Source organism: Sandaracinaceae bacterium, assembly GCA_016706685.1.
Taxonomy (GTDB): Bacteria; Myxococcota_A; Polyangia; order Polyangiales; family Houyiibacteriaceae; genus JADJJE01.
In genome coordinates this window covers 74,895-99,851 of sequence record JADJJE010000011.1, presented here as the reverse complement: position 1 = coordinate 99,851, position 24,957 = coordinate 74,895, and the positions used below count along the sequence as shown (strand labels likewise).

Genomic DNA, 24,957 nt, shown 5'->3' with positions numbered 1-24,957 from the left:
TAAGTTCCCGTGTCTCTAGCAAGGGCCGCGCCAGCGTGGCGAGCCTTGCTGCAAGGTGATTCTCGAAGCTTGTCACGGGCCGAGCGGGCGTGCCGGACATTCTGGCAAGGACGGCCTGGGCGAGCCCCGGCCCGTGACAATTCGTCATCGAAGGAACGCTTCGGGTCCGATCAGCACGCCCTCGGCGATTTGCACGGCGTTCAGCGCGGCGCCCTTGCGGAGGTTGTCCGCCACGACCCACATCTGGATGCCGCCGGGGTTGCCCACGTCGTCGCGGATGCGGCCCACGTAGACCGGGTCTTGACCCACCGCGTCCTTCGGCTTCGGGTACAGCCCGTTGGCGAAGTCGTCGATGACCACCACGCCGGGCGCCTTCTCGAGCAGCGCACGGGCGCGCTTGGCGTCCATGGGCTCGTGCGTCTCGATGGTGATGGCCTCGCTGTGGCCCGACTCCACCGGGACACGCACGGCCGTGGGCGACACGCGAATGGTGTCGTCGCCGAAGATCTTCTGGGTCTCCACGACCATCTTCAGCTCCTCCTCCTGGTAGCCGCTGGCCACGTCGGGCGTCCAGCGCATGAGGAGCGAGCCGGCCAGCACGTCGCCCACCTTGCCAGGGGTGACGGGCTTGCCCTCGCCGTACTCGCGCGCCTGCGTGCGGAAGGCGTCCACGGCCTGGGCACCGGCGCCGCTGATGGCCTGGTAGGTGGCCACCACGATGCGCTTCAAGCGCGCGGCGTCGTGGATGGGCTTGAGGGCGACCACCATCTGGATGGTGCTGCAGTTGGGGTTGGCGATGATGCCCTTGGGGCGGCGCGCGGCGTGGTCGAGGTTCACCTCGGGGACCACGAGCGGCACGTCCGGGTCACGGCGCCAGGCCGAGCTGTTGTCCACCACGAGCGCGCCCTTGCTGGCCGCGATGGGCGACCACTCGAGCGAGGTGCCGCCGCCGGCCGAGAACAGCGCGAGGTCCACGCCCTCGAAGACCTCCGGAGAGATCGCGACGACCTTGTGCTCAGTGCCGCGAAACGTGACCGTCTTACCGGCACTTCGCTCGGAGGCGACCGGGACGAGCTCGCTCACGGGAAAATTCCGCTCTTCGAGCACGCGCAACATCTCTTGACCGACGGCACCGGTGGCGCCGACGACTGCGACCTTGAACTGGCGAGGCATAGGGAGCAGGTAATAGGCGCTTCCGTTGCCGTGTCAACTCGCGCGGGCGGTCGTTTTTTGGAGGTCACGATGTTCGGCTCGTTGTCCAACCGCGTTCGCTGCAGGCACTATTCGGGGCCACTGGGGCTCGCGCTCGCGCTCTTGGCCGGGCCGCTGGGCGGTGCGCCCGGCGTGTTGGCTCAAGCGCCCACGGACGTGGCCCGCGCTGCAGTCGAGGCCGAGGCGGCGGGGGACGGGCCCGCCTCGGAGCTCGAGGCGCTGCGCGTCGAGCGCACCACGGGTCTCACGGAGGCCGACGTGGTCGCGGCGGCCATCGCCAGCTCGCCGTCACTGTCCGCTTCGCGAGCCTCCGTGGACGCGGCGCGGGCAGGCGCCCGGCGAGCGCTGCTGGGCTTCGTCCCCGAGGTCCAGCTGGGCGCGCGCTACACGCGCATCTCCCAGATCGACAACGGCTCCATCGCGGAGGACGTGGACACCGATGCGCTGAACCTCGCCATCAACTCCGTGCAGGACGTGAACGCGCGCTTGGTCTTTCGCGGCTTGATCGACGGCCTCACCAACAGCTCGTTCCCCATCCTGCGCAACCAGTACGCGCTCACGGCTAGCATCTCCTACCCGCTGACGGACCTGTTCCTCACCATCTTGCCGAGCGTGCGCGCCGCCGATGCTGCGCTCGATGCGCAGCAAGTGCAGGCCGCGGTGGAGCAGCGCAGCGTGGCGCTCCAGGCGCGAGAGGCGTTCTACGAGCACCTTCGCGCAGCGGCGGCGCTGGGCGTCGCCCTGGACGCGCGGGCCCGGGCGGAGGCCCACCGCGAGCGGGTGGCCAACCTGGTGCGTGAGGGGGCCGCGGCTCAGGTCGAGCTGCTGCGCGTGGAGGCAGGCGTCGCCGCGGCCGAGGTCGCCATCGCGCAGGCCGAGATGGGCGTGGCGCTCACCCTCGAGGCGTTGCGCATGCTCACGCACCACCAGGGCGCCCTGCAGCTGCGTGTGCTCAGCATCGAGGGGCCACCCACGCCCCCGGGCACGCTCGAGCAGCTCCAAGAGCAGGCGGAGCGCGAGCGGCCGGAGATCCTGGCGCTCGCGTCCATCCGTGACGCCCGCGAGCATCAGCTGCGTGGGGCCCGCGGGGCGCAGTACCCACGCCTCGCGGCGCAGGCCAACTTCATCTACGCGAACCCCAACCCGCGGGTGTTCCCGCAGCGCGCCGAGTTCACCCCTGCGTGGGACGTGAGCGTGGTGCTGAGCTGGTCGCTGCAGCAGACGCTGGACGCGCGGCAGCAGACGGCCACTGCCCAGGCCGACCTGGCGCGGCTCGAAGCCGACGTGCAGCGCGTGCGCGACGGTGTGCGCCTCGAGGTGGCGTCGGCCCATCACGAGCTCATCGCCGCGGAGCGGGGGCTCAGCGCCGTGCGGGCCCTGGTGCGCGCCGCCGACGAAGCCTACCGCTTGCGCTGGGGGCAGCTGGAGGCCGGCACCGTGGTGCAGAGCGATTTGATCGACGCGCGCCTCGACCGCATGCAGGCCCACGTGGAGCTGCTCAACGCCGAGGTGGGTGTGCTCCTCGCGCGGGTTCGGCTGAGCCATGCCGTGACCGGCAGCGTGGACTCCGGCAGCACCGCCGGGCCCGTGGCCGCGCCGTGAGCACACTTCCCGCCCGCGCCCGTGGTCGTTGCCGCGCGCCAGCCGCTGCCGCTACACTCGCCCGGTGAACGCATCGTCCGCGCGCCTCACTGCGTTCATCGCCGCTCTCCTCGCCACCTCGGCGGCGGGCTGCGCCGAAGAGCGTGACCCCACGTTCCGCTACGACCTGGGGATGCCCGACGACGGTGGTTTCAGCGACTCCGGTGACCTCGACCAGGGGGTAGACCTGGGCGAGCCCACGTCTCCCGCGCAGTACCCCAGTGGCCGCACGCTCTCGCCCATCACCCCGCACGTGGCGGCCCACCTGCGCGAGGTCGTCGCGCGGGGCACCACCAACGCCGACGTGTTCATCAAGGTGGGTGCTTCGGCCACGTTCAGCAGTCAGTTCCTGCATTGCTTCGCAGGCAGCAACGTGGACCTGGACGGGCGCGCGGAGCTCATGGCCACGCTCGACTACTTTCGCGCGGGGGACATCGAGGGCAGCACCCCCTTCAACCGGACCAGCGCGGCCACCGAGGTGGGACGGGGCGCGGCGTGGGCCATCGCGGGTGACCCTTCGCCCCTCGCCACCGAGGTGGGCCTGGCAAACCCGCGCTACGCGGTGGCCATGTACGGCACCAACGACATCGAGCAGACCAACGTGTTCAGCTACGCCAACAGCCTGCTGGACCTCACGGATCAGCTCCTGGACGAGGGCATCGTGCCGTTCTGGTCCACCATCATGCCGCGCGACGACAACCCCACCAGCGACCTGCTCGTGCCCGAGTTCAACATGGCGGTGCGCGCCGTGGCCCAAGCGCGCCAGGTGCCCTTCATCGACCTGCACCGCGAGCTGTTGCCACTGCCCGAACACGGGCTCGGCGCGGACGACCTCCACCCCAGCGCATTCCCGAGCGGCGCGTGCTTCCTGACCAGCGCCGGCCTCCAGCACGGGTACAACGTGCGCAACCTGCTCACGCTGCAGACCCTGCACCGGGCCCGGCTGGCCGTGGCTGGCGGGGCCGCGCCGGATGCCGAGGGGGCGCCGCTGCTGGGCGACGGGTCACCCAGTAGTCCGTTCCGTGTGGCTTCGCTGCCGTTTTCGCACGTGGCCAACACGCTCTTCGCAGTGAACGACGGCGTCGACGCGTATCCGGGCTGCGCCGCCGCGCAGAACGAGTCCGGCCCCGAGCTGTTCTACCGACTGGACCTCAGCACGACCACCTCGCTGCGGGTGCTCCTCTTCGACCGCGGGACGGTGGACGTGGACGTTCACCTGCTCAGCGGGACCAGCGGCGACGACTGTGTCGACCGTGATCACCAAGACCTCAGCGTGACGCTCTCCCCCGGCACCCACTTCCTCTCCGTCGACACGTTCGTCGAGGCGGGCGGACAAGAGCGCGCCGGCGAGTACATCATCGCCATCTTCGAGACACCATGAGCGACGACTACTCACTCGCGCGAGACACTCCCCTCGGTGCGCGCTTCCTGATCGAGACGCCCGTCGGCGCTGGGGCGCAGGGCGAGGTCTACCGCGCGCAAGACCGCAACGTCCGCGGTCACCGCGTGGCCATCAAGATCATGCGCCACCCGGCGCGCACCGAAGACCAGCGCGCCGCCGCGATGCGCGAGCTGGAGCTGCTGTCAGCCGTGCACCACCCGTCCGTGCTCCACTTCCTGGACTACGGCTGGCACGAGGGGCGGCTGTGGTTCGCCATGCCCTGGCTCGAGGGCGAGACGCTCGAGGAGGTGCTGCTCACGCGCCAGGAGGCGAAGCCGGTGTTCGAGAAGCTGGCCGCCGGGCTCTCGGCGCTGCACGCGGTGGGCATCCGCCACCAGGACCTCAAGCCCGCCAACGTGTTCCTGTCGAAGGTCACGGGCTACGACGAGCTCCAGCCGCAGCTGCTGGACCTGGGCGTGGCCGTTCGCTCCGGCGAGCTCATGGCGGCGGGCAGCCTGGCGTACTTTGCGCCCGAGGTGGCCGGCTCGTGGCCCATGCCCAACCCGGCCGCAGATGGGAAGGCAGACGTCTTCGCGCTGGCGCTCACGCTGCGCGAGGTGCTCGAGCCGGGCACCATGCCCGAGCTGCCCGAGTCGGATGCGGAGGTCACGGCGTTCCTGCGCCGGCGCGCCGAAGAGCCGATCCCGCCGTTCAAGAACCGCTCGCTGCGCTACCTGCGCAAGCACTTCGCGCGCTGGCTGAACGCGGACCCCGAGCAGCGCCCCACCGCCGACGAGTTCCGCAAGGAGCTGGACGTGCTGTTGCTGCCCGAGCGTCAGCGAAAGCGCGCGGCGTGGCTGGCGGTCGCGTTCGTGGTGGTGGGCAGCGTGGCCACGTGGGGCATCTTCCAGCTCACGAAGGCCCGTCGCTTCGAGACCGAGTCGGTGGAGCTCACGGGGCAGGTGGCCCAAGCGGGCGAGCGCATCACCGACCTCGAAGAGAGCGTGGTGGAGAGCGAGTCGCGCGTCTTGGCCTTGGACGAAGAGGCGGCCGAGGCCAAGCGGCGCGCTGCGGCAGCGGCGGACGAAGCGGCGGCCGCCCTCGAGGCGGCCGAGGCGGCGCAGCGGCGTGGCAACCAGTCGGCCAGCGCGGCCGCCAACGCCCGCCGCCTGCGTGCAGAGGCCGAAGCGGCCGCCGAGCGTGCCCAGGCGGCCCAGGCGCTCTCCGTGCAGCAAGCCAACGCCGCCACTCGCGCTGCCGATGCCGCGCGACGTGAGCGTGACGCCGCCGACGCCGCACGACGCCGCGCCGAGAGCGAGGCCGCCGTGGCCAGCAGCGCGCGCGACAGCGCCACCCAGCAGGCATCGGCCGCTCGCAACGCGCAGCGCACGGCGGAGGCGCGCGTGACCCAGCTCGAGGGGCAGCTCGCGTCCCTCGAAGGCCAGCTCGCGTCCCTCGAGTCCCAGTACGTGACGCTCCTGCGCAGCGCATCGCAGTCGGAGGCGCGCGCCGTGGCGCTCGAGGGCCAGCTCAATGCCACGCGCGCCGAGCTGGTGGACGCACAGAACACCATCACCCGCCTCGAGGCGCAGCTGCGCCAGGCCGGCTCGGGAGGCGGTGGCGGTGGCGGGGGCGGCGGTCCCACCGTGACACCGGTACCATGAGCCGCGTCGTCGTGGCCGCCGCGGTCATCGAGCGGGACGGGCGCATCCTGCTCACGCAGCGCATGCCCAAGGCGCACCTGCCGGGCATGTGGGAGTTCCCGGGCGGCAAGCTCGAGCCGGGCGAGGCCCCCATGGACACGGTCGTGCGCGAGTGCCGCGAAGAGTGCGCCATCGAGGTGGAGCCCGTCTCCATCTTCGAGGTCACATCGCACGCGTATCCCGAGCGTGACGTGCTGCTACTCTTCTATGCGTGCCGCTGGCTGCGGGGCGAGGTGCAGCACATCGAGGTGGCGGACCACGCGTGGGTCCTCCCGACCGAGCTCGAGCGCTACGCGCTGCCGCCCGCCGACGTGCCCGTGGTCACGAAGATCTTGGCGCAGGGTGGGGTGCTCCCGCGCTGACCCCTGGTGCTCACAAGCGGACGCCCTCGGGCAGCTGCGCGAGGTGCGGCGCCGGGTCCACGGGCTCACCGTCGATGACCAGGCGGTAGTGCAGGGGGCTGCGACCCAGCTCGCCCAGCCACTCGCCGCGCCGGATGGGCTGGCCAATCTCCACGGTGGTGGATCCGAGGCGGGCGTAGAGCGACACCCAGCCGTTGCTGTGCACCAGCACGACCACGTCGCCGAGGCCGCGCAGCGGGCCTGCGTAGGCCACCAGGCCGTCGCTCGCCGCACGCACGGCGGTGCCACGCGCCGCGCTCAGCTCCACGCCGCGAGCGGCCGCGCGAAAGCCACGCCGCACGTCGCCACCACGCAGCGGCCACAGCGCGTTGCGGAACGTGCGCCCCGTGGCCATCTCACGCAGCTCTCGGGGCACGGGGGCTTCCAGCAGGCGGGCTGCCACCTGCGCGGGTTCCGTTGCGGCCGAGCGCTCGGGGGCGGCGGGGGCCTCCACCACGGCAGGCGTCGCCTCGTCGTTGTCGTGTCGGTCGCCGGCGTCCGGCCCGGAGGGGTCGCGCGACGAACCCGGCAGGGTCTGGTGCTCGCGCGGCGCGCGGTAGGTGCCGTCGGCCAGCTGGCGCTGCCAGGTGCGGTACGCGTCGATCCACGGGCGCCCTTCGAACAGGGTCAGCGGGTTGGCCGGACGGCCGTCCACGCGCAGCTCGAAGTGCAGGTGGGGGGCGTGCGAGATACCCGTGTTGCCCACGAAGCCCACCCGCTCGCCGGCGCTCACGCGGTAGCCCGCTGGCACGGTGATGCGGTAGAGGTGCGCGTACAAAGACACCCAGCCGTTCGGGTGCACCACCATCAGCACGTTGCCGAAGCCACGCACCTCGTTGTCGGCGTACACCACCAGGCCGTCGGCCACGGCGCGCACGGTGCTGCCCTCGGCGGCCACGATGTCGATGCCGTCGTGGCGCTTGTCCGGTCGGGTCTGGCGCACATAGCCGAAGCCGCGCCCGAAGCGCCCGGTCTGCACGGGCCACAGCAGGTGATCCCCTACCTCTCCGCCCGCGGCAGCCACCCAGCGCGGCTCCGGGCGCCCTTGCAGCACGCGGCTCGCCGCGGCGCGCGTGCCGAGGCCCAGCTGTTGCTGCCGCGCCAGGGTGGTCCCGCGGGCCGTGGGCACGCGCCGTGGCCCGTCCGAGTAGCGCGAGTAGTCGAAGCGTCGTCGCGCTCCTGAACGCGCACGGCCTGCGCTCGGCTCCGCGTCGTCATCCAGATCGTCTTCCGCGTCGTGGTCGTGCAGGGCCTCTTGGTCCGCCCCCTCGCCATCCATCTCGCGCACGGCCGAGCGCGTGGCATCGCGCGTGGCAGCGGGCGCCTGCGCGCCCACCGAGGCCTGCCACCAAGGAGACGCGCCCCCCATGAAGAGGCTGAGCGCGAGGCCTAGGAGGGTGATTCGTCGCATCTCAAAGTCGAAACCACACTCGGGTCGCCGTGGTCAATTTTCCGGCATCACGGATTCGCCCACGGCCATCGACCGCACACTCGCCCGCGTTGACGTGGGTGGGTGAGGTCTTCACCATCAGCGCATGGCGAAGAACGACAGCACACGGGGCGCCTTCGACGACGAGCGCGATGCCGTGAACCCCGCGTTCTCGCGCGCGGTCGGAGACCGTGTGGTGCGCTTCGTGGAGGACGTCCTCGGCGAAGACATCGACGCCAAGATCGCGCGCATCCGCACACACCACAACGAAACTGGGCACGACCCCTTCGGCTTCGACCCGGAGACCACGCGCTATGTGCTGGCGGGGGCCGCGCTGCTGCACCGTTACTACTTCCGCACCGAGGTGCACGGCATCGAGCACGTGCCGGCGGACGGTCGCCTGCTGGTCATCGCGAACCACTCCGGGCAGGTGCCGCTCGACGGCGCCATGATCGCGACGGCGCTCATGATGGACGCGGACCCGCCTCGCTTTCCGCGCAGCATGGTGGAGAAGTGGACCGCCGAGCTGCCCTTCGTGTCCGTGCTGTTCCCGCGCATCGGCCAGGTGGTGGGCAGCCCCAGCAACGCGCGCCGTTTGCTCGAGAACGAGGAGAGCTTGGTGGTCTTCCCAGAGGGTGCACGCGGCATCAGTAAGACCTTCGATAAGCGCTACCAAATGACCCCGTTCGGCCTTGGTTTCATGCGCCTCGCGCTCGAGACGGGGACGCCCATCGTGCCCGTGGCCGTGGTGGGCGCCGAGGAGCAGTACGTGTCGGTCGGAGACTTCAAGCCGCTGGCCAAGCTGCTGGGGATGCCCGCGTTCCCCATCATCCCACAGCTCTTCGTGGGCATGCTGGCGCCGCTGCCCACCAAGTACCGGCTCTACTTCGGCGAGCCGCTGCACTTCGAGGGCGACCCAGACGACGACGACGCCGTCATCGAGGAGAAGGTGTGGACCGTGCGCACCGCCATCGAGAGCATGCTCCAGCGCGGCCTCGAGCAGCGCGAAGGGGTGTTCTTTTGACGCTGGGGCGCGGAGGGCAGGGGGCTGCCCCGCTCGCATGGCTGGTGGTCGGTGTCTTCGCGGGGGCATGTGGTCCAGCCGTCGGCGCGCCACCTTCCACACCCGGCGCCGACACGCCCGAGGCCGAGCGTGGGCGGCTGCGCGGGACCGTGGCGGCAGACCCGGAGCGCCTCGCGGAGAGCGATTGGCGCTACGTGGAGGGCACCTGCACCGAGGGCATCCTGGACATGAGCGTGCGCGGCTTCACCGAGACGCTGCGCGTCCATGCCCTCCCGGGCGGCGCCGTCATCGTGGCCGACCGCCACTTCGCCGAGGACGAGTGCACCCAGACGGTGCGGCTCGGCGCGCAGCGCGGCCCGGCAGACAGCCCCGACACGCGCTGGGCGTTCAGCGAGCACGCGCGCGTCTCGTACCCCGCGTCGCCTCGCTGCGAGCAGGTGCCCCAAGAGGACGCGGCGGGCGACGTGCGCATGCGCGGCAGCCGGCTCGAGCTCTTCCTGCGGCGGTCTCCGTGGTGCGGAGGCTACGAGGCGCGGCTGGTCTACGAGGCCACGCCCGCGCGCACCCAGCGCGATGACGCGACCACGCTGCGCCACTTCATCGCGGCCTTCCACGACCGCGACTCGCTCGCGCTGGCCGAACTCTATGCGGCCTCCGGAGCGCACGACGATCCGCACCGCCCCGACGAGGCCAGTCGCCCCACGCGCCACGAGGGGCGCACCGCCGTGCAGGCGTACTTCGCGGGCGTGTTCCACCAGGTGCCGTGGCTGGCGTTTCGGCTGCTGGACGTCCAGCCTGCCCAGCCCCTCGCTGGCCAGGAGCGCGGCGTTCGCCTCCGCGCCCGCGTCGAGTACATGGATGCCCGGCTCGAGGCACCGCGGCTGGGCGTGCTGCAGCTCGACTTGGTGGATTCCCGTGTCTTCGCCAGCCGCCTCGAGCTGGTGGAGCAGGAGCCGGGGCCCGCGGTGCCGGGGCTGGATGCGAACGCGCGCTGACCCGTGATAGGGTGCCCTCCGTGGGTGACGAAACTCCGAAGAAGCCAGCCGATGGTACCCGCCGCGCGCGCCCCAGCGCGCGTCGTGCACAGCCGACCGTCCCGCCTCCGCAGGCTTCGGTCGCGCACGATGACGACCTGGGCCATGACGGGCCGAGCCACGCCACCGAGGCCGACGAAGCGGAAGCCGACGCGGCGGTCGAGGCTGCACTCGAAGCCCGGCACCTGGGTGACGACGAGCCGGGTGCGGTGCTGGTCACCGGCATCTGCGGTCGCCTCGGCAAGCTGTTGGTGCGCCGCCTGCACCGCACCGAGCGCGTGGTGGGCATCGACCGGCGTCGGTTCCCCGACAAGCCCAAAGACGTGATCCACTACCAGGTGGACGTGCGCCGCAAGAAGACGCGCGACGTGTTCCGCACCGAGCGCGTGAGCGCCGTCGTGCACCTGGGCGTGCTGCACGACCCGCGCGTGGGTGAGCGCGAGCGGCACGACTGGAACATCGTCGCGTTCCAGAAGCTGCTGGACTACATCGTCGAGTACGACGTGAAGAAGCTGGTGGTGCTCTCGAGCGCCGCGGTCTACGGGCCGCACGCCGACAACCCGCAGTTCCTGGCCGAGGACGCGCCGCTGCTCGGCGCGCAGGGCTTCGGCGCCATCCGCGACCTCATCGAGCTCGACATGCTGGCCCAGTCGTTCTTCTGGCGGCACCCGGACACCGAGACCGTCATCCTGCGGCCGTGTCACATCCTGGGCGGAGTCCGCAACGCAGCCAGCAACTACTTGCGCCTCGAGCGGCCGCTCACGGTGTTGGGCTTCGACCCCATGATGCAGGCCATCCACGAGAACGACGTCGTGCGGGCCATCGAGCACGCGCTGCGCCCGGGGGCCAAGGGCATCTTCAACCTGCGGGGCGCGGGTGAGCTGCCGCTGAGCAAGATCTTCCGCAAGCTGGGCACCACGCCCATCCCCATCCCCGGTGCGCTCGCCACCAGCATGCTGGACCGCCTCTTCCGCTACCACCTGTCCAGCTTCCCCGCGCCCGAGCTGGATCACCTGCGGTACATTTGCATGGTGGACGACACCCGCGCTCGCGAGGTGCTGGGGTTCACTCCCGCCTACGACCTCGAGCAGACCATCGAGGCCGTCGTCAGCCCCCGTGCCTGGGTCGCTGCGCGCTGAGCCCACAACGAAGAAGGGGCACACCCGTAGGTGCACCCCATCTTCCCCCGTCCGGTTACCCGCGTGTCAGCGGCAGGAGCCGTTCACGCAGTTGCGGTCGTTCGAGCAGTCCGCCGCCACCCGGCAGTCCGAGCCCGAGAACTCCGTGCTGTCGTAGCAGAGCAGGCCGTCGCCGCGGTCCTCGCAGCTGTCGAACTGGACGTCGAACATCTGGCAGGTGGTGACACCACCCGACACACACGGCGTCCGACACACCCCGCTGCGGCACACCGCGCCGCCGGCGCAGTCCCCGTCGCCCGAGCAGAAGGCCGAGGGGGCCACGTCCGGGCGGCAGAAGCCGTCCGTGCCGCAGACCTCGAGCGCGCTGCAGGCCGCCGCGTTGTCACGACAGTCGGCCAAGCAGCGGCCGCCCACGCACAGGTCGCCGTTGCTGCAGTCCGCGCTGGTGGTGCACTGGTTGGGGTTCGGCAGGCAGAAGCCGGTGGAGCAGGTGCTGCCGTTGGGGCAGTCGTTGTTGCTGCCGCAGCCGATGATGACGCACTCCCCGTTGACGCAGCTCTTGCCGGCGCCGCACTGGAAGTCGAACTCGCACGCCTCGTTGGGGTCCGTGCAGACACCCTCGATGCAGAGCTCGTCGCCCACGCAGTCATCGGCGTTGTTGCACTGACCCGTGGGCGGCGCCGGGACACAGCTGCCGCGGAAGTCGCAGACGTGGTCCGGGCGAGCACACGGCACGGACGGCGAGCACTCGGCGCTGGGGGTGCACCGGCCCTCGTCGTCACAGAAGTTGCCTTCATCGCAGTCGCCATCGGTCCGACACGCGTCGGTGTCGGGCAGGCACAGGCTGTTCTCGCAGCGCTGGAGGGCGCCGCAGTCGTCGTCGATGGTGCACACCGGATCCTGACACTCGCCCGCCGTGTCGCAGACGTAGTCGGTGGGGCAGTCCGTGTTGGTGGCACACCCGAACTCGTTCCCGCCCCCCCACACAGGACAGCCTTGGAGGAGCATGAAGAGAGGGATGAGTGCTGAGATGGAAGCTCTACGCATAGTCGAGGCGACTCCTTGTACCATTGCCCGACGGGGGTGGGCTCGCGAGTATTCTACGCAACGAGCGTGCCAGCGACATTCGTCGAGGTTCTTGCAGTGTGCCACACGGGGGTCGTGGGCGATCGTTGGCGCGGCGTAAACCCGCGTTCACGCTCTCAGCGCTCGGCCTCGAGCTGGCGCATGCGAAGCTCCGCCCGGGGTGGCACGCGCGTGAAGCGCGGCAGCGGGTTGGTGGGCAGCCCCTCGATGCGCCACTCGAAGTGCAGATGGGGGCCGTGCGAGATGCCCGTGTTGCCGAGCTCGCCCAGCACCTGGGCCCGGCGCACACGCATGCCGGGGAACACATAAGCGGCGCGGAGGTGCGCGTACATGGTGGAGGTCCCGTCACCGTGCACCACCGTCACCATGTTGCCGTAGCCGGTGATGTCGTTGTGGGCGTAGATGACGAGCCCGTCGTTGGCCGCCAGCACGAACGTGCCCTCCCGCGCGCCGATGTCCACGCCGGTGTGCTCGGGACGCCGCCCGCGCCGCGCGACCAGCCCGCGCCAGAGGTTTCCGCCATCCACCGGCCAGCGCAGCGTGTTGCTCACCCGGCCCTGCACCTCCGCCACCCACTCGGGACGGGCCGCGTGCTCGAGCACGTGCTGACCGGCGCGGGTGCCCAGCCGAAGACGCGTGGCCAGCGCGGCCGCGTCCCCATAGGGCTCGGGCACACGCAGCGGGCCATCGCAGAACCGGTGCCGCCGCCGACGCCGGCACTGCGACCCCACGTTGGGGACCCACTCGGTGGGCATCGGGGTGGCGATGGGCTGGCTGTCGTCCGGCGGGACCTCGGGGACCACCACTTCTTCCACGGGCAGCGCGGGCGGCAGCTGGTCCCGCGCGGGAGCGCGAACGATCTCGCCGGTGTGCCCGTCTTCGAACTCCACCCACTCTTCGCCCGGCTCGACCTGGCTGTTCACCGGGGGCTCGGCCTGGGGCGGGGCGGGTGGTGGGCTGCCGCCCTGGGCTCGCACGCCCTCCGAGGGCCGCAGGGCGAGGGCCGCCAGGCAGAGCGCGAGCGCGGCAAGACACCGCGTGGTGTCACGACGATCCATGCCCGGTCAACGTGCAGGGGCGCGCCGTGGCGGTCAAGTCGGTGGCATACTCGGCGCCGCACCATGGGCCAGCGCCTCCAGCCACTGCACACCGACCCGCTCATGCCTCGCTGGTGGGACCGCCTGGTGTTGGTGAGCACCGTCATCGCGCTGGTGCTCATCCTGGTCGACATGCAGCTCGACCACGACTCCGCCGAGGGGCACCTGCTCGGCTACATCGACTTCGGCTTCTGCGCCCTGTTCGCAGCGGACTTCGGTTACCGCTTCTACCGTGCGAGGCCCTACCGCTGGCGCTTCTTCCGCCGCAACTGGGTGGACCTGCTGGGCTGCATCCCCGTGGTGGGGCCGCTGCGCGCCGCCCGTCTGGTGCGGCTGGTGCGGCTCATTCGCCTGGCCCGCGTGCTGGCGCTCACGCGGCGCGTGCTGCGCGGCCGCGAGCTGCCGTTTCGGACCGACGCCATGGCCAACCTCACGTGGGTGGCCCTCGGTGTGTGGCTGTTGGCGGCCAGCGCCTTCTACCACTTCGAGGACGGCCACAACCCCAGCATCCACGACCCGGGGGACGCGCTCTGGTGGAGTATGACCACGCTCAGCACCGTGGGCTACGGCGACCTCTACCCCTACACCCTCGGCGGCCGCGTGGTGGCCGTCATGACCATGATCCTCGGCGTGGGCGTGCTGGGGACGCTGGCTGCCACCATCGCGGCAGGCCTCATCGAATACCGTGAACGCGGCCAGAAGGGCCTTCGGACCTATATGCTCAAACATCACCTCCTGGTGCTCGGCTGGAACGAGAAGTCGTTCGGCGCCATCGACGACTTTCGCCACGACCCGCGCTACCTCGAGATGCCCATCTGCGTGGTGGCGGACCTCGAGACCACCCCCATCGCCGAGCCCGTGCTGTTCGTGCGGGGGCGGCCGGGCAGCCGCGACAGCCTGTCGCGTTCGTCGGCCGAGTTCGCGGCAGCCGCCATCGTCTTCGCCAACGACCCGAACAACCCGCAGAGCGATCACGAGACGGCGCTCATCGCCCTGGCGCTCAAGAAGCTGAACCCCAAGGTGCGGCTGAGCGCGGAGCTGATCGATCCGGAGAACCGCGAGCACCTCGAGGCCGCAGGTTGCGACGCGGTCATCGACACGCGTGGGCTCGCGTCCACGTTGCTGGTGCGCTCGGTGCAGGACCTGGGCGTGGGCGACCTGCTGCAGGACCTGCTCACCAACAAGTACGGCAGCGAGATCTACCGCGTGCCCGTGGACGAGGAGTTCATCGGCAAGACCTTCCTGGACTTCAACATCGCCATGCTGGGCCTGCGCCGGACGGTGCTCTCGCTGGTGCGCGACGGCGACCGCTTCCTCATCAATCCACGCGCCGACGAGCCCATGCTCGAAGGCGACGAGGCCTTCGTCATCAGTGAGGAGCCGCCGACATGAGCGAACACTCGAATGGAACCGTCCGGGCCGTGTGCACGCTGTGCGACGCCCACTGTGGGCTGCGCGTGCGCGTGGACCAGGGTCGCGTGGTGGAGGTGCGCGGCGACGTGAGCGATCCGTTCACGCGCGGACACATCTGCCCGAAGGCCGCCGCGCTGGGCGACCTGATGGACGACCCCGACCGGGTGCGGACGCCGCTCAAGCGAGTGGGACGCGACTTCGTCCCGGTCAGCTGGGAAGAGGCGCTGGGTGACATCGGGCAGCGCCTGGCCGCCATCCGTGCGCGCGATGGTGCCGACGCCGTGGCCACCTACCTGGGCAACCCCACGGCTCACGACTACGGGGCGGCCCTGGCCTCCACCGTGCTGCGTGCCGTGCTGGGCGGCCGCAACCACTTCAGCGCGGCGTCGCTCGACAACCTGCCGCGCGTGGTGGCCTCGGCCACGCTGTTCGGGAGCCCCGCCGCCGTGCCCGTGCCCGACCTCGACCACACCGAGCACCTGCTGGTCATCGGTGCCAACCCACTGGTGTCCAACGGCAGCGGCATGGTGTCCCCCGACATCACGCGCCGGCTGCGCGCCATCCAGGAGCGCGGTGGGCGCATCGTCGTGGTGGATCCGCGCCGCACCGAGACGGCCGCCATCGCCGACCAGCACCACTTCATTCGGCCTGGGAGTGATGCGTTCCTCCTGCTCGCCATGATGGAGCGGTTGTTCGCCACCGGCGTCGCCGCGCGCTCGCCGTTCTGCCGCGACGCCGGCTTCGAGGCGCTGGGCGCAGCGGTGCGCGAGTTCACGGCCGAGCGCGTGGCCGCGCGCGTCGGGCTGCCGGCAGCCACCATCCACGCGCTGGCCGATGACCTCGGCTCGGCGCGCCGTGCGATCTGCTACGGGCGCATGGGGACCTGCGTGCAAGAGCACGGCACCACCACCACCATCCTGCTGGATCTCGTCAACGCCCTCACGGGCAACCTCGACCGGGAGGGTGGGGTGCGCTTCGCCACGCCGGCCATCGATCTGGTCCGCATCAGCGCGCTCGCGGGAGCCCAGCTGAAGCCGGGGTGCTCACGCGTTGCGAAGCGGCCGTCATTCCTGGGGGAGCTGCCCGTGGCGGCGCTGCTGGAGGAGCTCGAGGCTCCGGGGCCGGGCCAGATCAAGGCGCTCATCGTGAACGCGGGCAACCCCGTGCTGTCCAACCCGGATGGCTCGCGGGTGGGGGCGGCGCTCCAGGAGCTGGACCTGCTGGTGTCCATCGACCTCTTCGTGAACGAGACCTCGTGCCTGGCGCACTACATCCTGCCCACGCCCGTGGCGCTCGAGCGGGCGCACTATCCCATGCTGTTTGCGGGCCAGGGCGTGCGCAATTTCGCTTCGTTCGATGGCCCGGTGGTGCCTGCCCCGAAGGACACGCGCGAGGGCTGGGACGTGCTGCTCGAGCTCGCCGAGCGGGTGCTGGCCGCGCGCGGTCTGCCCCAGCGTGCGGCGGCGCTGGCCATCACCGGTCTGCGGCGCGCGCGGCCTGAGCGCATCCTCGATCTGCTCCTCCGCGTGGGCCCCCAGCGCCACCGCAAGCTCACGCTCGCCTCGCTGCAGGCAGCGGGGACCACCGTGGATCTCGGGCCGCTCGAAGCGCGCCTGGGGGACATCCTGCGCTACTCGCACCGCTCGCTCGACCTGTTCCCGGCGTTGCTGGCGTCCGAGCTGGGCAACCTCGGCGCGCAGCTGAGCGAGCCGGTCACACCGCTGGTGCTCATCAGCCGACGCACGCTGCGCAGCAACAACTCGTGGATGCACAACGCGCCGCGGCTCATGCGGGGCGCCTCACGCTGCACGCTGGAAGTGCACCCCACCGACGCCGAGCGCTGCCAGGTGCAAGACGGGGCGATCGCCACGCTCCGCTCGGATGTGGGCAGCGTAGACGTGCCCGTGCGGGTCACGGACGACATCATGCCCGGGGTGGTGTGCCTGCCTCACGGCTTCGGGCATGGGCGAGCAGGCACGCGCCTGGGGGTGGCCTCGGCCCAGCCCGGGGCCAGCGTCAACGACGTGATCGACGCTCGCCGGGTGGACCGCTTGTCGGGCACCAGCGCGCTCAGTGGGCAGCCGGTGCAGCTGGGCCCGTCAGCGAGGGCCTGAGTCTTCCTCCACGAACGTGCGGTCGAGCGCGCCGGTCTGACGGAGCGCCTCGTAGACCACGATCGCGACGGCGTTGCTCAAGTTCAGGCTGCGCACGGCGCCCAGCGTGGGGATGCCCACCACGGCGTCAGGGTGGGCTTCCAGCAGGGCCCGATCGAGCCCTGTGGACTCCTTTCCGAACACCAGCGCGTCCCCCGGCTGGAACGCCACGTCCAGGTAGCTGCGCTTTGCCCCCGACGAGAACAGGTGAAGCCGCGAACCGGGGTGGGCCACCTGGAAGTCACCGAGCGCCTCGTGGCGGTGCAGGTCCACCAGGTGCCAGTAGTCCAGCCCCGCCCGCCGCACGGACTGCTCGTCGATACGGAAGCCCAGCTTGCCCACTAGGTGCAGCGCGCTCTGGGTGGCCGCCGCCGTGCGGGCCGCCGCGCCGGTGTTGCCAGGGATTTCCGGGTCGACCAAGACGATCCGGAATGGCTCATGGGCCTGCTCGGCGCGCAGCTTCGGGCCAGTGGGCATGGCGGGGTTGTGAGCGAAAAGCGCCCCAGCGTCGAGGCTCTGGGCCCGCGAACGGGGAAGTCGACTGAAGATCGTGGTCGAGGCGCCCGGCTGGCAAGGCGCGACGAGGGAGCATACCTCGCGGTATGCTCCCTCGTCGCGCCTTGCCAGCCGGGCGCCTCGACCACGATCTTCGGTCGACTTCCCCGTTCGCGGGCCCAAAAGGCGCGCTCGCGTGACATTCGGCGCGACGCCTGCTAGGACAGCGCTCCCGTCGCGCCCGAAAGGGCTCGCGAAACGACTTTGCCCGCGCTTCTGGCGGGTGTTCCACGCAGGAAAAACCGATGTACTTGCCGCTTTCCAAGAAGTCCCGCCGCGTCCGCAAGACCAAGAAGGGCGCCCGTCACCACGCCAAGGCCAAGGCCAAGAACCGTCGCCGCGTGCAGGGCATGGCCCGCCGCGCGCTCGGCACGCGCATCGGCCGCGCCGGCGCCTGATGTCGGTGGCCGTGCGCTTCGATAGTCGGCGCGCGGCACAGGTCGGTGGGTGTTAGGATCCGGCGGAGCCTACATGGACCCCAAGCCCATCTTCGTTGTCAGTGACTCCACCGGAGAGACCGCCGAGCGCGTCGTGCGCGCGGCGCTCCTCCAGTATCCGGATGCACGTGTCCCAGTGCGCCTGTTCACACGGGTGCGCGACCGTGACTCCGTGTCGGACGTCATCAAGAAGGCGCGTGAACACGGCTCCATGATCGTGTTCACCATCGTGCGGCCGGAGCTGCGCGAGTTCTTCCACAAGCTGGCGCAGGAGAACGAGGTCGAGGCGGTGGACGTCATCGGCTCGCTCATCCACAAGGTGGGCGCGTTCCTCGAGGCCGACCCGGTGAACATCCCCACGGCCGACATGCCGCTGTCGAAGGAGTACTTCCGGCGCGTGGAGGCCATCGAGTTCGCCGTGAAGAGCGACGACGGCAAGGAGCCGCGCAACCTGCGCCGGGCCGACTTGGTGCTCACGGGCGTGAGCCGCACCAGCAAGACGCCGCTCTCCACGTACCTCGCGGGGCGCGGCCTCAAGGTGGCCAACGTGCCGCTCGTGTTGGGCGTGGAGCCGCCACCCGAGCTGTACGACGTGCCGGGGCACAAGGTCATCGGGCTCACGCTGGACACGGACCACCTCATGGACATCCGGCGCCAGCGGCTGCAGCAGCTGGGCATGCCGGGCGACGCCAACTACGGCCTGCGCGAGCACGTGCGCGCGGAGCTCGAGTACGCCCACGCCATCTTCCGCGAGAACCCCGAGTGGATGGTGGTGGACGTCACCAACCTGGCCATCGAGGAGACCGCGACCATCATCCTCGAGCGCCTGAAGGACCGGGACAACCATGGCCTCACGCTCTTGCCGCCGCCCACGGCCTGAGCGCCTCGAGGGACGCGGGCTCTAGGCGGCCCGCTAGGCGCGGTAGTCTTCGGCGTTGATCCCGTAGCGACGCATCCAGCGGTGCACCTGCATGCGCTCCTTGCCGAACACGCGCCCCACGGCCGCCACGTTGCCGCGGTGCTCCGCCAGCGCCAGGCGCAGCTGCACCTCGTCGGGGGCGTCCCCGCCACGCGCGGTCTCACGCGCGGGGTGGTGGCCGCGCGCGTCGTGCTGGGGGGCGCGGGCAGGCTGCCCGTGCGCGTCCAAAGCCGCCTGCACGGGCTTCGGGAGGTGCCGCAGGTCGAGCTCCATGCCGGCGGCGAGGGCCACCGAGAGGCGCACCGCGCTCTCCATCTCGCGCACGTTGTAGGGCCAGTCGTAGTGGGCCAGCGCCAGCATGTAGGAGAAGCTCGGGTCGCTCACCGGCCGGCCCGCGGCCGCCAGGAAGTGGCGCAGCAGCGGCAGCACGTCTTCGCGCCGGTGGCGCAGCGGGGGCAGCTCGATCTCGAACTCGCGCAGGCGCGCCAGCAGGTCGCCCCGGAACGACCCGCCGGCCACGAGGTCCTCGAGGTCTCGATGCGTGGCGCAGGCCACCCGCACGTCCAGCGCAACGGGCCGCGACGCGCCGATGGGGAGCACCTCTTTCTCTTGCAGGACGCGCAGCAGCTTGGCCTGGGCCTCGAGCGGCATGTCGCCGATCTCGTCCAGGAACAGGGTGCCGCCGTCGGCTGCTCGCAGCAGCCCGGGCTTGTCGTGCGTGGCTCCGGTGAACGCGCCCTTGCGGTGCCCGAACAGCTCGCTCTCGATGAGCGTGGGGCTCAGCGCCGCGCAGTTGATGGCCTGGAAGTGGCCCGTGCGGCCGCTGCGCCGGTGCAGCTCGCGCGCCACCAGCTCCTTCCCGGTGCCGCTCTCGCCGGTGATGATGACGGCCAGCCCCGTGGGTGCCACGCGCTGCACGCGGTCCAGCAGTTGGTCGATCTGATATCCGCCAATGAGGGGCCCGCTGCGGTCGTGCGTGAAGGGCCGCGCTCCCGCGACGACCTGCGCGCTGGGCGGGTAGGCCACGTAGCGCGTCGCGCCGTCGGTCGCGAAGCGGTACACGCTGTCCCCGATGCGCAGCACGTCGTGGCTGGCGAGGGGCGCCTCGCTCACCCGTACGCCGTTCAGCGTGACGCCGTTGGTGGAGTTCTGGTCCACGATCCACCAGCGCTGGCCGCGCTGCTCGAGCCGAGCGTGGTGCCGCGACACCGCGGCCTCTGGGATGCAGAGCGCGTTGCTGTCCTCACGCCCCACGCTGAACGGGCTGGTGCGCAGCGGCGCCACCGGGACCAGCTGTGCGTGCAGCCGCGAGTACACCAACACCAGCCCCGGCGTGGGGTCGGCGTCGCTGTCGCGCACGTTGACACTCTGCTGCGACGCCGTGGTCCAAGCGTTGCGACGCGTGGTGGTCATGAAGCTGCGACTCTAGAGCCCACGAGCGGGGAAGTCGATCGATGATCGCGGTGGCACGGCCTTGGCGAGGCTCGCCGCGGCCCGGGGCTCAACCCAGGCGCGACGCTTCGTCGCCGCCGCTCTGGCGAGTGAGCAGCTCACGGATGGTGTCGGCCAGCTCGCTGGGCTGGAACGGCTTGCGCATCCACGTGATGGTGCAGCCCGGCGGTGCGGAGCTGCCGCTGATGACGATGCCCTCGCGCGCGCGGCCCGCGGCCTTGAGTGAGGCGATGAGCTCGAGCCCGTCGCCGTCGTCCAGGTTGAGGTCCACCACGGCCACGTCCACGCTGTCGGCGGACTGCAGCGCCTCCACGCGGCCGGACGCGACGGCCACCTTGAGGTCGTGCATCTCGAGCGCCAGCTGCAGCATCTCGCGCAGGATGGGGTCGTTCTCGACCACGAGCACACGCGGGAGCCTTGCCAGCACGCCGCTGCCCCGCCGCGGAACGGCGGTGGCGATGGGCACGTGGATGCGGAACCAGGCGCCACGACCGGGCGCGGTCTGCAGCTCGATCTTGCCGCCCAACGCGCTGACGAACGACTTGACCACGGCGAGCCCGAGGCCGGTGCCCTTGTCCCGCGTGGTGAAGTACGGGTCGAACGCGCGCTCGCGCGTGGCCTTGTCCATGCCGGGGCCGTCGTCGCGCACGTTGAAGAGCAGCGACTCGCCATCGCGCTCCACCCACACCTCCACGTGGCCGCCGGGCTGCGCCACGGACACGGCGTTGTGGATGAGGTTCCAGAGGATGGAGACCAGCTTGTTGCGCGGCGCGCGACAGGCCACGTCTTCCCCGGGGCGGTGGATGATCTCCACGTTGCGGCGACGCGCCTGCGGCGTGATCAAGCGCACCACATCGCCACACACCGTGTCTGCGAGGGTGGTGCTCACGTCGTCGGTGTCGCCGCTGCGCACCATGGAGAGGATGTCGTCGGCGATGGCGCGCGCGCTCTCGGCGCTCTCCTTGATGGAGCGCAGCGCGGTGGTGGCCGTGGTGCCGCGGTCTGCGAGGCCCACGTCGGCCCAGCCCAAGATGGATGTGAGCGCGTTCGCCATCTCGTGGCTGGCGGCACCCGACAGATCGGCCAGCGCCGGCTCGGAGGCCCGTGCGGCGGGGCGCGCGATCAAAACACGGACACTGTCGTCATCGTTCGGCCAGCAGAGCAGGCGCCCACCCGAGGGGAGCTCCAGCGCCTTCGGCACACCCAGCCGCGCAGCACGCACGGCCTCCACGGCGCGGGCCTTGAGTGAGTGCGGGACGCGAGCGCTCACGGCTTCTTCGAGGCGCGTGCCTGCGGCGACCGGCTCGCCCCGTGACGTCACGACCGACCCATCGCCCGACTCGAGTAGCTCGGTCCATCCGAGCTGCTGTGCGAGCCATGTAAAGGGGTGGGGGTTCATGGGGGTTGGCGCCTACGCAGAAACTAGGGACCCGATTGAGTTGGGTCAATGCAATGGGACAGACGGTAGCAGGGTAACGTTACAGGAGCACTTGCTGCAAAGATACTGTCACGGGGTGACAATGTCCGCTTATAAATTCATCGTCCAGGAAGGGCGGAATGGCAATTGCCGCTTCCCACGTGGGGAGCTAGGGTCACGCCGATGCATGACGGAAAGATCACCTCGGAGCAGGTTCGGCACGTGGCGAGGCTGGCGCGCCTGGAGCTCCAAGAGGACGCAGTGGAGGCGCTGCGGGGCCAGCTGGACGCCATCTTGGGATACGTCGCCGCGCTGGATGCGGTCGACGTTTCTAATCTGGCGCCATCTTTTCATGCGTTACCCATCCTAGCGCCCCTGCGTAGGGATGTCGTGGAAAGCGGCCTCTCGCGCGCGGAAATCCTGGCTGCTGCGCCAGCCACCGATGGCGAGGGCTTCGCCGTCCCCAAAGTCCTGGAGGGCGCGTGAGCAGCAAGGAGCAAATCCCCGGCGTGGTGGCCATCGCTGCCGCCGTGTCAGCCGGCGAGCGTCGTGCCGAAGACGTGATCGGAGAGCACCTGGCTCGCGCCAAGGCGGCCAGCGGTCTGAACGCGCTCCTACACGTGACGGATGAGCAAGCGCTGGTGCAAGCCCGTGCCATCGACGCCCGTCGCGAGCGTGGCGAGGCGCTGGGTCGGCTGGCCGGCGTCCCCGTCGTGCTCAAGGACAACCTGTGCCTGCGTGGAGTGCCCACCACCTGCGCTTCGCGCATCCTGGCGGGCTACAAACCACCGTACAACGCGGACTGTGTGGAGCGCCTGCTGGCGGAAGACGCCGTCATCGTGGGCAAGGCCAACATGGACGAGTTCGCCATGGGCTCGTCCAACGAGAACTCGGCGTTCGGTCCCGTGAAGAACCCCTGGGACAACACGCGCGCGCCGGGTGGCTCGAGCGGCGGCTCGGCGGCGTCCACGGCGGCGGGTCTCGCGGCGGTGGCGCTCGGCAGCGACACGGGCGGCTCGGTCCGTCAGCCCGGCGCGTTCTGCGGCGTGGCAGCCATCAAGCCCACGTACGGGCGGCTCAGCCGCTACGGGCTCATCGCGTTCGCTTCGTCGCTGGACCAGGTGGGCACCATGACGCGCAGCGTGCGTGACGGAGCGCGCGTGCTGGGCGTGCTGGCGGGGCACGACGGGCGCGACGCCACCAGCTCCAACGAGCCGGTGCCCGACTACGAGGCCGCGTGCGAGTCCCCCGTGACGGGCTTGCGCGTGGGGGTCATGCGCGAGGCGCTCGGTCAGGTGGAGGACGACGACGTGCGCGCGGCGTTCGCGGAAGCCGAGACGGCACTGCGTGACGCGGGCTGCACCATCGTGGACGTGGAGCTCCCGCACGCGCACCACGGCGTGAGCGTGTACTACCTGGTGGCCACCGCCGAGGCGTCCAGCAACCTGGCGCGCTTCGACGGCATGCGCTTCGGGCTCCGTGTGGCCGGAGACGACCTGCTGTCCACCTACGAGCGCACGCGGGCTCAGGGCTTCGGCCCCGAGGTCAAGCGACGTATCATGCTGGGTACATACGCGCTGTCTTCCGGCTACTACGACGCGTTCTACATCAAGGCCCAGAAGGTGCGCACCCTCATGGTCCGTGACTACGACCAGGCGTTCACGCACTGCGACGCCGTGCTCTCGCCCACCGCCCCCACACCCGCGTTCGGCCTCGGCGAGAAGACGAACGACCCTCTCGCCATGTACCTGGCCGACATCTTCACGCTGCCGCCCAGCCTGGCCGGGCTGCCGGCCATGCACGTGCCGGTCTCTCTCGGCGCGCGCTCGCGCCTGCCGGTGGGTGTGCAGATCACCACGCCCGCGTTCACCGAGGGTCGCATGCTGCAGCTGGCGGCGGCCCTCGAGGCCCGTTCGGCGTACGTATGCGCGCCACCCCCCATGGCAACGGCCACGGCGCGGAGGGACGTCTGATGGCGCGCAGCTACGAAACGGTCATCGGCCTCGAGGTGCACGCGCAGCTCAAGTCGGACAGCAAGCTCTTCTGCAGCTGCTCCACGGCCTACGGCGCGGAGCCCAACACACACGTGTGTGCGGTGTGCCTGGGGCTGCCCGGCGCGCTGCCCGTGCCCAACGAGCGCGCCATGGAGCTGGCCGCCATCGCGGGGTTGGCGCTGGGCTGCGACGTGCGCAGCGAGAGCCGCTTCGACCGCAAGAACTACTTCTACCCGGACCTCGCCAAGGGCTACCAGATCTCCCAGTTCCAGCACCCGCTGAACCTGGGCGGGCAGCTCACCTTCCAGGTGGGGGACGAGCAGAAGACGGTGCACCTCACGCGCATCCACGTGGAAGAAGACGCCGCCAAGAACCTTCACGGTGCAGGCGGCGGCTCGGCCACGGTGGTGGACTTCAACCGCGCGGGCACCCCGCTCATCGAGATCGTGAGCGAGCCCGAGCTGCGCAGCTCCGCCGAGGCCGAGGCCTACCTGCGCAAGCTGCGCGACGTGCTCATGTTCCTGGGCGTGAACGACGGCAACCTCGAGGAGGGCTCGTTTCGCTGCGACGCCAACGTGTCCGTGCGCCCCGTGGGCCAGGACACGCTAGGCACGCGCACCGAGATCAAGAACATCAACTCGTTCAAGTTCGTGCGCCAGGCCATCGACTTCGAGGTCAGCCGGCAGATCGCCGTCGTGGAGGCCGGCGGTCGCGTCACGCAGGAGACGCGCGGCTGGAACGACGTCACGGGCAAAACGTTCTCGCAGCGCAGCAAGGAAGAGGCGCACGACTACCGCTACTTCCCGGACCCGGACCTGCCGCCCATCGTGTTCGGGCAGGCACGCATCGAAGCCCTGCGCCAGGCGGCGCCCAAGCTCCCCGAGCAACTGCGCGCCGAGTGGACCAGCGAGTGGGGCCTCACGCCCTATGACGCCGACGTGCTCACGGGCCATCCGGCCATCGCGGCGTACTTCACCGCGGTGTCCACCGCGCTCGACGCGGGTGCCAAGGAGCCGCGGGCCGAGGCGGGCAAGCGCGCCGCCAACTTCATCCAGGCCGAGGTGCTGCGCGACGTGAAGACCAGCGGGCTGGACGCCAGCTTCGCCGTGGCGCCAGCTGCCGTGGTGGACTTGTTGCAGCGCGTGCAGTCGGGCGCGCTCACCGGCAAGCAGGGCAAGCAGGTGTTCGCCGAGATGGTCACCAGCGGCGAGGGCGCCGAGGCGGTCATCGCGCGACTGGGGGTGCAAGCGCCCATCAGCGACACCGGCGCGCTCGAAGCCGAGATCCGCGCCATCATCGCGGCCAACGCGGGGCAACACGAGCAGTACAAGGCCGGCAAGACCAAGGTCATGGGCTTCTTCGTGGGGCAGGTCATGCGCGTGACCAAGGGCGCGGCCGACCCCGCGGTGGTGAACGCGCTGCTCGAGCGCTTGCTGCAGGAGTAGCGTGCAGTTCCCCACGCTGTCGCGG

At 70.7% G+C, this 24,957-nt stretch carries 21 protein-coding genes; 14 read left to right on the top strand and 7 right to left on the bottom strand.

Annotated features, from left to right (window positions below; all coding sequences use genetic code 11):
- Window positions 1-144: 144 nt before the first annotated feature.
- Window positions 145-1,173, bottom strand: coding sequence for an aspartate-semialdehyde dehydrogenase (locus tag IPI43_13905; GenBank protein ID MBK7775201.1), 1,029 nt, complete (start codon window positions 1,171-1,173; stop codon window positions 145-147).
- An 81-nt stretch (window positions 1,174-1,254) separates the two neighbouring features.
- Here IPI43_13905 and IPI43_13900 point away from each other — a divergent pair, with 81 nt between their 5' ends.
- From IPI43_13900 to mutT, 4 genes are all read left to right on the top strand, one after another.
- Window positions 1,255-2,814: a TolC family protein gene (locus IPI43_13900; protein ID MBK7775200.1), complete on the top strand. Its 1,560-nt coding sequence runs from the start codon at window positions 1,255-1,257 to the stop codon at window positions 2,812-2,814.
- A gap of 64 nt (window positions 2,815-2,878) precedes the next feature.
- Window positions 2,879-4,234, top strand: coding sequence for an SGNH/GDSL hydrolase family protein (locus IPI43_13895; GenBank protein ID MBK7775199.1), 1,356 nt, complete (start codon window positions 2,879-2,881; stop codon window positions 4,232-4,234).
- Complete coding sequence (locus tag IPI43_13890) at window positions 4,231-5,898, top strand: protein kinase (protein MBK7775198.1); 1,668 nt, start codon at window positions 4,231-4,233, stop codon at window positions 5,896-5,898. The genes IPI43_13895 and IPI43_13890 overlap by 4 nt, the downstream gene beginning before the upstream one ends.
- Complete coding sequence (gene mutT / locus IPI43_13885; protein ID MBK7775197.1) at window positions 5,895-6,299, top strand: 8-oxo-dGTP diphosphatase MutT; 405 nt, start codon at window positions 5,895-5,897, stop codon at window positions 6,297-6,299. The genes IPI43_13890 and mutT overlap by 4 nt, the downstream gene beginning before the upstream one ends.
- A gap of 10 nt (window positions 6,300-6,309) precedes the next feature.
- Here the strand turns inward: mutT and IPI43_13880 are convergent, their stop codons facing one another.
- Window positions 6,310-7,749: a M23 family metallopeptidase gene (locus IPI43_13880; protein ID MBK7775196.1), complete on the bottom strand. Its 1,440-nt coding sequence runs from the start codon at window positions 7,747-7,749 to the stop codon at window positions 6,310-6,312.
- Between the two features lie 124 nt (window positions 7,750-7,873).
- Between IPI43_13880 and IPI43_13875 the strand changes: the two genes are divergently transcribed.
- The 3 genes from IPI43_13875 (at window position 7,874) to IPI43_13865 (ending at window position 10,964) form a co-directional block, all read left to right on the top strand.
- The gene (locus IPI43_13875; GenBank protein ID MBK7775195.1) at window positions 7,874-8,791 is read left to right on the top strand and encodes an acyltransferase family protein; all 918 of its coding nucleotides are present in this window, start codon (window positions 7,874-7,876) and stop codon (window positions 8,789-8,791) included.
- Window positions 8,792-8,835: 44 nt separating this feature from the next.
- Window positions 8,836-9,786 carry a hypothetical protein gene (locus tag IPI43_13870; protein MBK7775194.1) on the top strand — a complete coding sequence of 317 codons (951 nt, stop codon included), beginning with the start codon at window positions 8,836-8,838 and terminating at the stop codon, window positions 9,784-9,786.
- A gap of 224 nt (window positions 9,787-10,010) precedes the next feature.
- Window positions 10,011-10,964 (top strand): SDR family oxidoreductase, encoded by a 954-nt coding sequence (locus tag IPI43_13865; GenBank protein ID MBK7775193.1) that lies wholly within the window; start codon window positions 10,011-10,013, stop codon window positions 10,962-10,964.
- Window positions 10,965-11,030: 66 nt separating this feature from the next.
- Here IPI43_13865 and IPI43_13860 read toward each other — a convergent pair whose 3' ends face one another.
- Window positions 11,031-11,972: a hypothetical protein gene (locus IPI43_13860; GenBank protein MBK7775192.1), complete on the bottom strand. Its 942-nt coding sequence runs from the start codon at window positions 11,970-11,972 to the stop codon at window positions 11,031-11,033.
- A 194-nt stretch (window positions 11,973-12,166) separates the two neighbouring features.
- Window positions 12,167-13,108: a M23 family metallopeptidase gene (locus IPI43_13855; protein ID MBK7775191.1), complete on the bottom strand. Its 942-nt coding sequence runs from the start codon at window positions 13,106-13,108 to the stop codon at window positions 12,167-12,169.
- 63 nt (window positions 13,109-13,171) lie between these two features.
- Here IPI43_13855 and IPI43_13850 point away from each other — a divergent pair, with 63 nt between their 5' ends.
- Window positions 13,172-14,539 carry an ion transporter gene (locus IPI43_13850; GenBank protein MBK7775190.1) on the top strand — a complete coding sequence of 456 codons (1,368 nt, stop codon included), beginning with the start codon at window positions 13,172-13,174 and terminating at the stop codon, window positions 14,537-14,539.
- Window positions 14,536-16,674: a molybdopterin-dependent oxidoreductase gene (locus tag IPI43_13845; protein MBK7775189.1), complete on the top strand. Its 2,139-nt coding sequence runs from the start codon at window positions 14,536-14,538 to the stop codon at window positions 16,672-16,674. Before IPI43_13850 ends, IPI43_13845 begins: the two co-directional genes overlap by 4 nt.
- Here IPI43_13845 and IPI43_13840 read toward each other — a convergent pair.
- Window positions 16,660-17,190 (bottom strand): tRNA (cytidine(34)-2'-O)-methyltransferase, encoded by a 531-nt coding sequence (locus IPI43_13840; protein MBK7775188.1) that lies wholly within the window; start codon window positions 17,188-17,190, stop codon window positions 16,660-16,662. The two genes, IPI43_13845 and IPI43_13840, sit on opposite strands and share 15 nt — an antisense overlap.
- A 323-nt stretch (window positions 17,191-17,513) precedes the next feature.
- Here IPI43_13840 and IPI43_13835 point away from each other — a divergent pair, with 323 nt between their 5' ends.
- Both IPI43_13835 and IPI43_13830 read left to right on the top strand, forming a co-directional pair.
- Entirely contained in the window at window positions 17,514-17,666 is a 153-nt protein-coding gene (locus IPI43_13835) for a hypothetical protein (protein ID MBK7775187.1), read from the top strand.
- A 73-nt stretch (window positions 17,667-17,739) separates the two neighbouring features.
- Window positions 17,740-18,585 carry a kinase/pyrophosphorylase gene (locus IPI43_13830; GenBank protein MBK7775186.1) on the top strand — a complete coding sequence of 282 codons (846 nt, stop codon included), beginning with the start codon at window positions 17,740-17,742 and terminating at the stop codon, window positions 18,583-18,585.
- A 33-nt stretch (window positions 18,586-18,618) separates the two neighbouring features.
- On the opposite strand, the gene IPI43_13825 is transcribed toward IPI43_13830, so the two are convergent.
- Window positions 18,619-20,037 carry a sigma-54-dependent Fis family transcriptional regulator gene (locus IPI43_13825; GenBank protein MBK7775185.1) on the bottom strand — a complete coding sequence of 473 codons (1,419 nt, stop codon included), beginning with the start codon at window positions 20,035-20,037 and terminating at the stop codon, window positions 18,619-18,621.
- A gap of 88 nt (window positions 20,038-20,125) precedes the next feature.
- Window positions 20,126-21,475 (bottom strand): response regulator, encoded by a 1,350-nt coding sequence (locus IPI43_13820; GenBank protein ID MBK7775184.1) that lies wholly within the window; start codon window positions 21,473-21,475, stop codon window positions 20,126-20,128.
- 201 nt (window positions 21,476-21,676) lie between these two features.
- Between IPI43_13820 and gatC the strand changes: the two genes are divergently transcribed.
- Genes gatC through gatB form a run of 3 tightly spaced genes read left to right on the top strand, consistent with a single transcriptional unit; the run spans window position 21,677 to window position 24,932 of the window.
- Entirely contained in the window at window positions 21,677-21,979 is a 303-nt protein-coding gene (gene gatC / locus IPI43_13815; protein ID MBK7775183.1) for an Asp-tRNA(Asn)/Glu-tRNA(Gln) amidotransferase subunit GatC, read from the top strand.
- Window positions 21,976-23,466: an Asp-tRNA(Asn)/Glu-tRNA(Gln) amidotransferase subunit GatA gene (gene gatA, locus IPI43_13810; protein MBK7775182.1), complete on the top strand. Its 1,491-nt coding sequence runs from the start codon at window positions 21,976-21,978 to the stop codon at window positions 23,464-23,466. Before gatC ends, gatA begins: the two co-directional genes overlap by 4 nt.
- Window positions 23,466-24,932, top strand: a complete 1,467-nt coding sequence (gatB, locus tag IPI43_13805; GenBank protein MBK7775181.1) for an Asp-tRNA(Asn)/Glu-tRNA(Gln) amidotransferase subunit GatB — start codon at window positions 23,466-23,468, stop codon at window positions 24,930-24,932. The genes gatA and gatB overlap by 1 nt, the downstream gene beginning before the upstream one ends.
- Window positions 24,933-24,957 lie beyond the last annotated feature (25 nt).